The organism is Pseudomonas citronellolis (genome assembly GCF_029335315.1).
In the GTDB taxonomy this organism is placed as follows: Bacteria; Pseudomonadota; Gammaproteobacteria; order Pseudomonadales; family Pseudomonadaceae; genus Pseudomonas; species Pseudomonas citronellolis_A.
This window is the reverse complement of sequence record NZ_JARJLT010000296.1, coordinates 77,289-88,702: the sequence shown is the minus strand read 5'-3', so window position 1 is coordinate 88,702 and position 11,414 is coordinate 77,289. Positions and strand designations below refer to the sequence as shown.

17 protein-coding genes and 1 pseudogene are annotated in these 11,414 nt (G+C 66.7%); 15 read left to right on the top strand and 3 right to left on the bottom strand.

Annotation, left to right across the window (positions count from 1 at the left end):
* A partial coding sequence (locus P3W75_RS22280) for a hypothetical protein (protein WP_276229485.1) occupies positions 1-688 on the top strand: 688 nt, incomplete at its 5' end.
* Positions 689-838: 150 nt separating this feature from the next.
* Here the strand turns inward: P3W75_RS22280 and P3W75_RS22275 are convergent.
* The 3 genes and pseudogenes from P3W75_RS22275 to P3W75_RS22265 all read right to left on the bottom strand — a co-directional run bounded on the left by P3W75_RS22275 (position 839) and on the right by P3W75_RS22265 (position 3,950).
* Positions 839-1,876 carry a phage portal protein gene (locus P3W75_RS22275; protein WP_276229484.1) on the bottom strand — a complete coding sequence of 346 codons (1,038 nt, stop codon included), beginning with the start codon at positions 1,874-1,876 and terminating at the stop codon, positions 839-841.
* Positions 1,876-2,169, bottom strand: a pseudogene (locus P3W75_RS22270) (terminase); the annotation flags it as partial. The gene P3W75_RS22275 and the pseudogene P3W75_RS22270, both read right to left, overlap by 1 nt.
* Positions 2,170-2,189: 20 nt before the next feature.
* Complete coding sequence (locus tag P3W75_RS22265) at positions 2,190-3,950, bottom strand: terminase ATPase subunit family protein (protein ID WP_276229483.1); 1,761 nt, start codon at positions 3,948-3,950, stop codon at positions 2,190-2,192.
* 151 nt (positions 3,951-4,101) lie between these two features.
* Between P3W75_RS22265 and P3W75_RS22260 the strand changes: the two genes are divergently transcribed.
* The 14 genes from P3W75_RS22260 (at position 4,102) to P3W75_RS22195 (ending at position 11,394) form a co-directional block, all read left to right on the top strand.
* A complete protein-coding gene (locus tag P3W75_RS22260) occupies positions 4,102-4,950 on the top strand; it encodes a GPO family capsid scaffolding protein (RefSeq protein WP_276229482.1) in 849 nt (282 codons plus the stop codon).
* 35 nt (positions 4,951-4,985) lie between these two features.
* Positions 4,986-6,002 carry a phage major capsid protein, P2 family gene (locus P3W75_RS22255; protein WP_276229481.1) on the top strand — a complete coding sequence of 339 codons (1,017 nt, stop codon included), beginning with the start codon at positions 4,986-4,988 and terminating at the stop codon, positions 6,000-6,002.
* A gap of 3 nt (positions 6,003-6,005) precedes the next feature.
* Positions 6,006-6,749: a terminase endonuclease subunit gene (locus P3W75_RS22250; protein ID WP_276229480.1), complete on the top strand. Its 744-nt coding sequence runs from the start codon at positions 6,006-6,008 to the stop codon at positions 6,747-6,749.
* Positions 6,750-6,946: 197 nt separating this feature from the next.
* Positions 6,947-7,411: a head completion/stabilization protein gene (locus P3W75_RS22245; RefSeq protein ID WP_276229479.1), complete on the top strand. Its 465-nt coding sequence runs from the start codon at positions 6,947-6,949 to the stop codon at positions 7,409-7,411.
* A complete protein-coding gene (locus tag P3W75_RS22240) occupies positions 7,411-7,623 on the top strand; it encodes a tail protein X (protein WP_276229478.1) in 213 nt (70 codons plus the stop codon). The genes P3W75_RS22245 and P3W75_RS22240 overlap by 1 nt, the downstream gene beginning before the upstream one ends.
* A 21-nt stretch (positions 7,624-7,644) precedes the next feature.
* Positions 7,645-8,004 (top strand): putative holin, encoded by a 360-nt coding sequence (locus P3W75_RS22235; RefSeq protein ID WP_276229477.1) that lies wholly within the window; start codon positions 7,645-7,647, stop codon positions 8,002-8,004.
* A gap of 1 nt (position 8,005) precedes the next feature.
* The gene (locus P3W75_RS22230) at positions 8,006-8,278 is read left to right on the top strand and encodes a phage holin family protein (protein ID WP_276229476.1); all 273 of its coding nucleotides are present in this window, start codon (positions 8,006-8,008) and stop codon (positions 8,276-8,278) included.
* Positions 8,275-9,111, top strand: a complete 837-nt coding sequence (locus tag P3W75_RS22225; protein WP_276229475.1) for an N-acetylmuramidase family protein — start codon at positions 8,275-8,277, stop codon at positions 9,109-9,111. The genes P3W75_RS22230 and P3W75_RS22225 overlap by 4 nt, the downstream gene beginning before the upstream one ends.
* Positions 9,108-9,392, top strand: coding sequence for a hypothetical protein (locus P3W75_RS22220; RefSeq protein ID WP_276229474.1), 285 nt, complete (start codon positions 9,108-9,110; stop codon positions 9,390-9,392). The genes P3W75_RS22225 and P3W75_RS22220 overlap by 4 nt, the downstream gene beginning before the upstream one ends.
* The gene (locus P3W75_RS22215; protein WP_276229473.1) at positions 9,389-9,868 is read left to right on the top strand and encodes a hypothetical protein; all 480 of its coding nucleotides are present in this window, start codon (positions 9,389-9,391) and stop codon (positions 9,866-9,868) included. Before P3W75_RS22220 ends, P3W75_RS22215 begins: the two co-directional genes overlap by 4 nt.
* Positions 9,865-10,308 carry an Rz-like lysis system protein LysB gene (lysB, locus tag P3W75_RS22210; protein ID WP_276229472.1) on the top strand — a complete coding sequence of 148 codons (444 nt, stop codon included), beginning with the start codon at positions 9,865-9,867 and terminating at the stop codon, positions 10,306-10,308. Before P3W75_RS22215 ends, lysB begins: the two co-directional genes overlap by 4 nt.
* Positions 10,199-10,426, top strand: a complete 228-nt coding sequence (lysC, locus tag P3W75_RS22205; protein ID WP_276229471.1) for an Rz1-like lysis system protein LysC — start codon at positions 10,199-10,201, stop codon at positions 10,424-10,426. Before lysB ends, lysC begins: the two co-directional genes overlap by 110 nt.
* Positions 10,410-10,943: a phage tail protein gene (locus P3W75_RS22200; RefSeq protein WP_276229470.1), complete on the top strand. Its 534-nt coding sequence runs from the start codon at positions 10,410-10,412 to the stop codon at positions 10,941-10,943. The genes lysC and P3W75_RS22200 overlap by 17 nt, the downstream gene beginning before the upstream one ends.
* A complete protein-coding gene (locus P3W75_RS22195; RefSeq protein ID WP_276229469.1) occupies positions 10,936-11,394 on the top strand; it encodes a phage virion morphogenesis protein in 459 nt (152 codons plus the stop codon). The genes P3W75_RS22200 and P3W75_RS22195 overlap by 8 nt, the downstream gene beginning before the upstream one ends.
* The last annotated feature ends 20 nt before the right edge of the window (positions 11,395-11,414 follow it).

The window sequence follows — 11,414 nt, the reverse complement described above, 5'->3', positions numbered from 1 at the left end:
CCGGCTGCTGGACGACGCGGGAGAGCGTATGCGCAACCCCCTGGCGCACTACCGCGCCGTCCAAGCCGAGGCCGACAGCCTGCTCGCTCGCCAGTGCATCAGCCCGGAAGAGTTCCACGACCTGGCCGACATCGCCGAGGCCGCCTACCTGCACGCCCTCGAGGCGAGGGCCGGCGAGCTGTTTGAGCAAGCGGCCGACTACGACGTAATCGAGCAGTGCACGGGCGAGCAGGTGGGGAAGGTCACGCGCGGGACGTACCTGCGTTGTGATCGGGCAGTGCGGCGGGCGTTATCAGCAGTCGATGGCCTGGTGCGCTACAGCAAGCAGGGGCAGCTGAGCATGGTGCAGATGGATGGGAGCAGCCTCGGGCCGATTCACGGTCTGGCCTGGGTCGATCTGGATGGTGCGACGTTCACCCTCCTGAAGGTCTGCAGCTACACCAACGGTCAGCGAGTGCCGCACCTGGCGGACGTAGAGTCGTGCCGGTTGGCGATCGACCGGCTGGATCTGGCTCGCGCCGAAGGTGATGCCCAGGCGCTCCAGCAGCTTCAGCGTGCACTGACCGCAGCCCCGTTCGGCCTCTGCCCGGCGTGCCGGGACCGATTCGACCTGGTCGAGGATTGCACCACCTGCGAAGGCCGAGGAATCGTCAGCAGAGCTGTGCGCCGCTGGTCGCCAGCCCAGTAAACATGCGGGTTTCAGCTTGATTTTCCTGGCCTGGAAAGGCCGGAAATGGTATGTTCAAGTGGGGTTTTCTTAACTTGGATAGGGCGAAAATCCTCGCCTACGGGCGTAAAAAAGCCGCCTCGGGGGCGGCTCCAATTCAGCGGCCAGGCACTACCCAGGCAGCGCGAATTCGTTGAACCGGATCACCTCCTCCCCGACCCAGTCATTCACCTGGCGCAACCGCGCCTGCAGTGGCTCCAGCTCAGTCGCCGCCCACACCCCCGCCGCCTCGCTGATCGACCCGAAGCCCCCGGCGTTCTGCGGCACGATCCCCATCAGCTGGGGGTAGACGCGCAGCGCGGCGAGCTGGTCGTCGCGGCTGATGTTCTTGATGGCCCCGAAGTCGTCCTTCGCCGCTACCTCGCTGACCGGGATCAGCTGGATGCCGTCCTTCTTGCCGTTCGGCGCGTAGACGAACAGGTTGCGGAAGTTGCCCGGCCCCTTGGCGTTCTTCAGCGCGGTGCGCATGTTGTCGATGTCGCCCTGGTCCTGGGCGGCGTCGGTCATGTAGAGGATGAAGCCGGCGTGGCTGCCGTTGTTGTAGTACTTCCGGCGGAACAGCGTGGCCGACTCGTTGAGCAGCGCGCTCTGCAGGGCGCAGAACCACTCGGGGATGCCATAGAGTTCCTGGTTGACGTCTGCCTCGCGGAGCTGGAACACGGTACCGGCTTCGAATTCGTGCTCGTCCTTCCAGCCCAGCACCTGGAAGAAGACCCCGTCCTCGACGCCGCGGCGCACGTACTTTGCCAGCGTCGGCTGCAGCGTCAGGGTGTTCATCATCCGCGCGCGCCGCTTCTCGAGGTAGGCGTTGCCGAAGGTCAGCCAGTCCAGGCTGAACTGCTCGAAGGCCGCCAGGCTCAGCAGGCGGTGCGGGACGAACGTCTTGGCCAGCATGTTCCGCTTGAACATCAGCGCCGACTGCAGATAGGGGCTGGAGCGCATGCCCTTGGCCAGGCCGTACATGGACAGCGGCGGCTCATACCAACGGCCGTTGGACCAACATTCGACGTAGTCGAGGATGCCACGGCTATCCAGCACCGGAACCGGCTCGCCGAAGGTGAAGGCTTCCACGGACGTCTCCCGCGGCAGCAGCTCGCCCTGGGCGGCGTTCGAAGTCGTGGCCTGGTCCTGGCGGGTGTCGGTGCTCATCAGTAGGTCTCCATGAATCCGGTGTTGGCCTTGGTCTGGCCTTCGAGCGGCTCGTTGTGCAGGGCGTGGAACAGCGCCCATGCCAGGTCGGCGTGGCCGGTTTTGTCGTTGCGGCCGGCGGTGTAGGTGAACTGCCGTCCGCCGGCGGTCATGGTCTTGCGGGTCGCCATCAGCGACGACGCGAGGTCGGTCCAGCCGGCGTCGAACTCGAGTCGGCCGTTCTTGATCACGTCCCAGGCTTTCATCACCAGGCGGACCTTCACCTCCGGCGAGTAGCTGAAGGTGGTCAGGTCCTGGCGGGTGTCGGTGCTCATCAGTAGGTCTCCATGAATCCGGTGTTGGCCTTGGTCTGACCTTCGAGCGGCTCGTTGTGCAGGGCGTGGAACAGCGCCCACGCCAGGTCGGCGTGGCCGGTGTTGTCGTTGCGGCCGGCGGTGTAGGTGAACTGCCGCCCGCCGGCGGTCATGGTCTTGCGGATCGCCATCAGCGACGACGCGAGGTCGGTCCAGCCGGCGTCGAACTCCAGCCGACCGTTCTTGATCACGTCCCAGGCTTTCATCACCAGGCGGACCTTCACCTCCGGCGAGTAGCTGAAGGTGGTCAGGGCTGGGAAGAAGCTGCGCACCAGCTGGGCAACGCCGGTGCCCATGCCGGTGGTGTCGATGCCGATGTAGGTCACCCAGTAGCGCTCGGTCACCTTGCGGATGAATTCGGCCTGGGCGGCGAAGTCCATGCCGCGGAACTGGTGACGCTCAAGCACGCGGAACTTGCCGCCCGGCACCAGCGGCGGGGCAACCACCACCAGGCCGGCGCTGTCGCCGTTCTCTGCCGGGTCGTAGCCGACCCACACCTGCCGATCGCCGAAGGGGCGCAGCGCGAAGGGTTTGTAGTCCTCGGCCCACTCGACCCAGCTGTCGACCATGCCCGGCTGCAGCATGGCGAGGGGGAAGATGCTCGCGCCATCGTCGACGAACTCGCACATCAGCAGGTTCTGGAAGGCCTCGGCGTCATACTCGTGGCGCAGCTCCTCGAGGTCGAACAGGTCGCAGCCGCGTGCCTCGGCGTCGAGAATCGTGACGATCTGCCGCCACAGCTTGTCCTCGCAGAACCGGCCCTGCGCCAGGGAGTCGTGACTCACGTCGATCTTGATGTGCTGCGCCGCCGGCTTGCCGCGGTTGAAGCGCTCGCCGGTCCAGAAGGTGTAGGCCTCATGGCCCATGCTGGAGGGCGTGGAGAAGTAGGTCCGGCGGTAGCGCTTCTGCATCGCCATGCCCGAGGCGACCTTGTTCAGCTCCTTGAACTTGTAGGTCCAGAAGAACTCGTCGAAGTAGAAGTTGCCGTGGTAGCCCTGGGCGGTGCGGGCGTTGGTGCCCAGGAAGTGCAGCTCGGCGCCGTTGGGCAGAATGATCGGGTCGCCGGTCAGTTCGACGCCCACTACCTCGCGGGCGAACTTCTGGATGTAGGCCTTGAAGATGTGCGCCTGGTTCTTCGACGCCGACAGGAAAATCTGGTTGCGCCCTGTGTCCAAGGCGTCGATCAGCGCTTCCCGGGCGAAGTAGAAGGTGGCACCGATCTGGCGGCTCTTCAGGATGACGCGGGTGCGCATGCCCCCTGCGCGCCACCAGTCCTTCTGGTAGTCGAAGCACTCGTCGAGGAAGGCCTCGCGCAGCTTCTCGCCCATGTCCTCGTCGATTTCGTTGCGCTTGGGCTTGCGCTTGGGCCCGGCGTTGCGTTTCGCCAGCTCCGGGTTCAGGTCCGTCTCGCTGCCGCCGCCCTGGTAGCGCTGGATGCGCGCCTGGCGCTCCAGCTGGCGGTGCAGCAGGTCGATTTCCTTGAAGTCGCCCCCGGTCTTGCCGTCCTTCAGGATCAACTGGACGAGCCGGGCTTCCAGCGCGCCGCCAATCCGTTCTACGCTATCCGCCCGGTCCCAGCTGTCGCGATCCTTCCAGCTGTGGAGGGTCTTTTCCTTCTCGTCCAGGAAGTCGGCGATATCGCAGACACGCCAGCCCATCCAGTACAGGAATTTGGCCTGGCGGCGGTTGTCTCGGACGGGAATCTCGGCGGTCACATTCATGGCGCCGATGCTGCCGCCCGCGCGCGAGGCCCCCTAGCGCCGCTTCCTGTAACGCCCGTCGCTACAGGGACGAGTCGTTGCCCGGCTCGCCCCACCTCCCGACCATGCCCTCAACGCCACGGCATCTGCCGCAACGCCTTGAGGACATCCCATGTCGACCCCCGCCAAGAAATTCCGCTCCAACTGGTTCCGCGTCGCCGTCGAAGGCGCGACCTCGGACAAGCGCACCATCAAGCGCAGCTGGCTGGAGCAGGCCGCCAAGAACTTCGACCGCAGCGTCTACGGTGCGCGCATCTGGCTGGAGCACTTCCGCAGCCTGCTGCCGGATAGCCCGTTCAAGGCCTATGGCGACGTCCTTGCGGTGAAGGTCGAGGAGGTCGAGATCAACGGCCAGAAGAAGCTGGCCCTGTTCGCCCAGGTCGAACCGACCCCCGACCTGATCGCCATGAATAAGGCGAAGCAGAAGATCTACACCTCCATCGAGATCGACGACTCCTTCGCGGACACCGGCGAGGCCTACATCGTCGGCCTGGCTGTCACCGACTCCCCTGCGAGCCTGGGCACCGACGTGCTGGCCTTCTCGGCGCAGAAGCCGGAGGTCAGCCCGTTCAAGGATCGCCACTACTCCGAAACTTCGATGTTCACCGAGTCGATCGAGGTCGAGGGGCTTGCCTTCGAAGAGATCGACGAGGCCAAGCCCGGCGTCGGCGCCAAGCTGCTGAGCACCGTCAAGTCGCTGCTCAGCGGCAAGCAGGCCAAGGACGACGAACAGTTCGCCCAGGTGGCGGAGGCCGTCGAGGCCGTGGCCGAGCACGTCAAGGACCTGCCGGAGAAGTTCGCCAGCCTCGAGGGCAAGCAGGGCGAGCAAGACGCTCAAATCACCCAGTTCGGCAAGGACCTGGACGAGCTGAAAACCAAGCTCAGCCAGACCCCGGACACCAGGCAGCCGAACCGGCCGCTGGCCACCGGCGGCAGCAAAGCCGAACTGACCGACTGCTGATCCCTCACGAACGCCTTATCGCTACGGAGTAGCCCATGCGCAACGATACCCGCCAACACTTCGACGCCTACCTCGCGCAGATCGCCAAGCTGAGCGGCGTGGCTTCGGCCGTCCACACCTTCGCGGTGGAGCCGACCGTCCAGCAGGCCCTGGAGACCCGCATTCAGGAATCCAGCGAATTCCTCACCCGCATCAACATGATCGGCGTCGACGAGCTCAAGGGCCAGAAGGTAGGCCTCGGTGTTTCCGGCACCATCGCCGGTCGCACCGACACCAGCGGCAGCGGCAGCCGCCAGCCGCGCGACGTGTCCTCCCTGGACAGCCAGGACTACGAGTGCAAGAAGACCGACTTCGACACCGCCATTCCGTACGCGCTGCTCGACGCCTGGGCCAAGTTCCCTGACTTCCAGGCTCGCCTGCGCGATGTGATCGTCAAGCGCCAGGCGCTCGACCGGCTGATGATCGGCTTCCACGGTGTCAGCGCCGCCGCCACTACCGACCGCACTGCGCACCCGCTGCTGGAGGACGTGAACATCGGCTGGCTGCAGCAGTACCGCAGCAACGCGCCCCAGCGCGTGCTGAAGGAAGGCCAGATCGCCGGCAAAATCGTCATCGGCGGCAGCGGCGCCGACTACCAGAACCTCGATGCTCTGGTCTTCGACGCGGTCAGCAACCTCATCGACCCCTGGTTCCGCAAAGACCCTGGGCTGGTCGTGATCCTCGGCCGCGGCCTGGTGCACGACAAGTACTTCCCCCTGGTGAACAAGGACCAGCCGGCGACCGAGAAGCTGGCCACCGACCTGATCCTGTCGCAGAAGCGCATGGGCGGCCTGGGCCCCGTCGAGGTTCCGTACATCCCCGACGGTGCAATGCTCATCACTTCGCTGGAGAACCTGTCGGTCTACTGGCAGCTCGGCGGACGCCGCCGCTTCCTGAAGGAGGCCCCGGAGAAGAACCGTATCGAGAACTACGAGTCGTCCAACGACGCCTACGTGGTTGAGGACTACGGCTTCGGCTGCCTGGTGGAAAACATCGAGATCGCCGAGGGCTAAGCCATGGCCAACAGCCCTGCCAAGCGTCACTTCCAGCGCGTCACCGCAGCCCAGGCGGCTGCGGCGGCCGCCGGCCCGGTCCAGACCATGGAAGGCCTGACCGCCTACGAGCTGCAGCTCGCCCAACTCATCCAGGACCGGGCGCGTCTGAAGGGCATCCAGTCCACCGAGGGGAAGGTCGAACTGAAGCGTCAGCTGCTTCCGGCCTATGCCCCCTACATCGAGGGCGTGCTCTCCGCTGGCCAGGGTGCCCAGGACGAGGTGCTGGTCACCGTGATGCTGTGGCGCATCGACACCGGCGACTACGCCGGTGGCCTGGAAATCGCCGCCTACGTCTTCCAGCACGAGCTGGTGATGCCCGATCGCTTCAACCGTACCGTCGGCTGCCTGGTGGCCGAGGAAGTGGCCGAGGGCGCCATGAAGACGTTGAAGACCGAGCAACCGTTCGACATCGATGTGCTGAAGCGCACCGCCGAGCTCACCGCTGAGCAGGACATGCCGGACGAGGTCCGCGCCAAGCTCAACTTGGCCCTGGGGCGCGCTCTCGTGTTCGGCGTGACGCCCGAAGCCCAGGACGTGCTGGGCAAGGTTACCGCAGGCATCGTGCTGCTCAGGCGCGCCATTGAGCTGCATGACAAATGCGGTGGCAAAAAGGACCTCGAAGCCGCGGAGCGACTGCGTAAGCAGATCGAGGGCGCCGGACCGGCCTCGCCGGAAGCTCCGCCATCGCCCCAGGACACCACCTAGGCTACTCCTCCCGAAGAGAAGCCCAGCCTTCCCCCGAGACCTCGCGGCAAGGGGAAGCGCAAGACCACCAAGAATCCGGCCGGCAACGGCTGAACCGAGCGCCCCGCGCACCCACGCCGGCTCGGGGCCGATCTGCCTGGTGGCTCCTTCCAGAGCAGTGACGCCCCGACCACCGGCGACCTATTCAAGGCAGCACCATGAGCGCATTCGTAGCCAGCGGCGACGAGCCGGCCGGCGTAACCATCAACAGCGACGAGTTCTGGCCTGGCATCGACCTCGACGCCCTGCGCGATGACATGCGCATTGGCGCCGACGTCAGCCCGGCGAAGCTGGAAACCGCCGTGGTGGCCGCGCTGCTCAACGTCAACCGCCAGCTTGTCAAGTGGCAAGCCCAGCAGCTGGACCAGGGCTACACCACCCTCAGCCAGGTTCCGGCCAAGCAGGTGAATGGCGAATCCACCCTGGTGCTGCACTACCAGCGCGCCGTGCGCTGCGCCACGGCCGCCGAGCTGCTCGAGCGCTACCGTGGCTACGACACCACCAACAGCGGCAACCAGAACGCCGAAGAGCGCACGCCGAGCATCGACGAATACCGCCGCGATCTGGCCTGGGCGCTCAGCGACCTGGTCAACCGGCCGCGTTCCACGGTGGAACTCATCTGATGGCCGCCATCCTCCGCACGCAACAGCGCGACACCGTCGAAGCGCTCTGCTGGCGGTACTACGGCCGCACCGGCAGCGTCACCGAGGCCGTCCTCGAGGCGAACCCTGGCCTGGCCGACCACGGCCCGATCCTGCCCCAGGGCATCGAGGTGACCATGCCCGACGCCCAGAACACCGCCACCACACAGCAGGTCGTGAACCTGTGGGATTGACCAACAAGGGAAGTAGTAGCCATGGCTGATATCACCACCACCACTGGCGGCATCCTGATGGGGCTCGGATTGGGTGCCACGCTGCCGGTCGACGGCGGCGTGCTGTTCGGTGCTCTGCTGGGTGCCTGGCTGGCCACCAGTACCAAACACGACCTCAAGGCCTGGGTCCGCCTGCTGGCCCTGATCCCGCCCACCTGCGTCGGCTACCTGTCGTCCGGTCCGGCACTGGCCAATTTGCCCTGGCTCACCACTCGCGAGTTCGCCGCCATTCCCTGCGCCCTGGTTGTCATTCCGGTGAGCCTCAAGTTCGCCGCCTGGATCGACGGCGTCGACTTCGCCGAGCTCGTCCGCCGAATCCGGCAGGTCCTGGGAGGTAGCTGACATGCTTGCGCTGATCGTCCCCCTCATCACCGCCGCCGCCTACCTGGTAGCCGCCCTGCGCCTGGCCTGCTTCCGGCGCGGCGGTGCCCGCTACCGCCGGGGCATGTCGGTGCTCGCCAGCCTGCTGGGGGCCTCCATGGCCATCAGCGGCCTGGAAATCCTGCTCTACCGCCCCCCGGTCAGCATCTGGCACGGCGTCACCGCCTGCCTGCTCTGCCTGCTGATCTTCCGTTCCCGCGGCAACGTCGCCGCACTGCTGAGGCCTTCGACATGACCACCCTTCGCCACGGCGACTGCGGGCAGGACGTCCGCACCCTGCAGAACCGGCTCAACGACCGCATCACCGCCGGCCTCGACACCACCGGCCTGTTCGACGACGCCACCGAAGCGGCCGTGCGCACCTTCCAGCGCGGCGCCGCCCTGGTCGACGATGGCATCGTCGGGCCCAAGACCCAGGCCGCCCTGACCGGCCAGCTCACCGCGCAACTGCTCAGTGCCAGCAACCTGGCTGCCGCCGCCCAGCGCCTGGGAGTGCCGCTGGCCAGCGTCTACGCGGTCAACGAAGTGGAGTCCGCCGGCGCCGGCTTCCTGCCCACCGGTAAGCCCAAGATTCTGTTCGAGCGGCACCAGATGTACCGCCAGCTCTGCACGCCCCGGCACCCCGACGACGACGTTGCCGCGTTGAAACGCCACGCCGACGAGCTGGTCGCCCAGTTCCCGAACCTGGTCAACCCTGTACCGGGCGGCTACGCCGGCGGCGCTGCCGAGCACCAGCGCCTGGCCCAGGCCCGCCTGATCGACGACACCGCCGCCCTGGAGTCCGCCAGCTGGGGCGCCTTCCAGGTCATGGGCTACCACGCCACCCGCCTGGACTACGAGAGCGTGCAGGCCTTCGCCGCCGCCATGGCCAGCGGCGAGCCCGCCCAGTTCGACGCCTTCGTGCGCTTCATCGAGGCCGACGCCGCCCTGCTCAAGGCCCTGAAGGCCCGCAAGTGGGCGGACTTCGCCAAGCTCTACAACGGCCCGGCCTACGCCCGGAACCTGTACGACGTGAAGCTGCAGCGCGCTTACGAGCGCTACGCCGCCAACCAGGGAGAAGCCGCATGAGCCGCCCCGCAGCTCCGCCCCCGGGTCCGCCGCCGGCGCCCGGCCGGTCCGCGAGGAACGTCATCCTCGAGCAGCGCATTGACCTCGACCAGCTTCGCCGGCTCGACGTACAGGACGGCGACGTCCTGGCGCTGCCGGCAGACTTTCCGCAAGACGATGCTCGCGCTCTGGCCGAGGCCCTGCACCTGGTCAAGCAGGGGATCAGATGCCTGATCGTGCGCGGCGACCTCCGCCGGCTCGACGTCGCCGAAATGAACCGCCTGGGCTGGTACCGCGCATGACCCGCATCGCCTACCTAGAAATCAGCCCTCGGCAGTCAGGAAAAACCGCCCGACTCATCAAGAAGGCCGTCACGCTTTCCCAGCAAGGACACACCGTCGTTTATGTGACCTCATGCCTCGACGAAGAGCGGCAAAACGCACTGAGGCGCGTGGGTGTGATCGTGCATAAAGATGGCGAACCACTCCCCGAGCACCTTGACGAAGATCGAGCCGTCTGGTTCTACGACGAGTTTGATTGGCTGAAGTCCATCACCGTCCGCATGGGCGGCTACTACGCCACAACAGCCAAGCGCCTACGCGATCCTGCGGTCGACACGGCGGACGATGACGTACTGCTGGCACTGCTGAAGGCCAACGGGTATTCCCATGAGCGTCATTATCTGCCGCTCCTCATGCGTGACATCCTGAGAGAGGGGCGCCATTTGTACTCCGCAGAAGAGTATCGGCGCCTCTGCCTCGGCGAGTTCCTCACATGAGCATGCTGCGCCAGGCCCTCTACGGCGTGGCGCTGCTGGGCGCCCTGGCCCTACTGCTGTGGGGCTACCACCAGCGCGACCAGGCGGCAGACGCCACCCTGGCCCTGGTCACCCAGAAACAGCAGGATGCCGAGGCCCGCGTTGCCCGCCAGACCGACACCCTCAACGCCCTGCAGAACAGCCTGCAGACCGAGCGCCAGGCGCAGTCCGGCCTACGTACCACGCAAGACCAGCTTCGCCAGGGGCTGGCCACCCGACAACGCCAGATTGAGGACTTGAAGCGTGAGAACCAGGAACTTCGCGAGTGGGCTGCTCAGCCTCTGCCTGACGATGCTCGCCGCCTGCGGCAGCGCCCCGCCGTCACCGGAGCAGACGCTTATCGAGACTGGCTGTCCGGTCGTGGTGCAGTGCCAGCTGCCGGCGACGGCTCCGGGCAGTAACGGCGCGCTGCTCGACGACAACGACCGCGCCGAGGCCGCCTGGGCCGACTGCGCCGCACAGGTCGACATGGTCTACCGCTACCAGCAGGAACACCCCCAGCATGTACAAGCCCGATAGCCTGCGCGCCGCGCTGCTCGCCTCTGTGCCGCAACTGCGCCACGACCCCGAACGCCTGCTGATCTTCATCGACGAGGGTACCGTCCGCTGCACCGCGGCGGCCTCGCTGTCCTTCGAGTACGGCTACACCCTGCAGGTGATCCTGACCGACTTTCCCGGCTCGCCCGACGCCGTGATGCTGCCGCTGCTCGGCTGGCTGCGCGAGCACCAGAGCGAGCTGCTGACCAACCTCGACAAGTCGGCGGAGGGCATCAAGTTCGATGCCGAGATCATCGACAAGAGCAAGGTCGACCTGGCCGTCACCCTGCCGCTCACCGAGCGCGTGGTCGTCAAGCGCCTCGATGACGGCACCTACAGCGTCACCCATGCCCCCGAGCCGCAGTACGACCTCTATGAGAACTACGGCCCCATGCAGTTCATCGCCAACGGCGAGGTTATGGCCGAGTGGACGCCGCCGCTGGCGCCCGACGCCATGGTGTTGAGCACCCCGAACCCACGGCGTCCCAGCGATGGCTGACCCGCTCGAGGCGCTGGAGGACTGGGCGGGCCCGGTACTGCGTGCCCTGGAGCCCGGCGAACGCCGGAAGCTGGCGACCGAGCTGGCCCGGCGGCTGCGCCGTAACCAGCAGCAGCGCATCGCCGCGCAGAAGAACCCCGACGGCACCGCCTACACCCCGCGCAAGCCCCGCGACCTGCGCGGCAAGGCCGGGCACATCAAGCGCCGCGCCGCGATGTTCACCAAGCTGCGTACCGCGCGCTACCTCAAGGCCAAGGGCGACGCCCAGGCCGTCACCCTCAGCTTCGCCGGCCGCATCGCGCGCATCGCCCGCGTCCACCAGTACGGCCTGAAGGACCGCGCCGAGCGCGGCGCCCCGGAGGTCCGCTACCCCGAGCGGCAGCTGCTCGGCCTCACCGACGCCGCCCTCGAACTGATCCGCGACGGCGTGCTCGAGCACATCCCCCTGTAAGGCCCGTCTCTACAGGGACG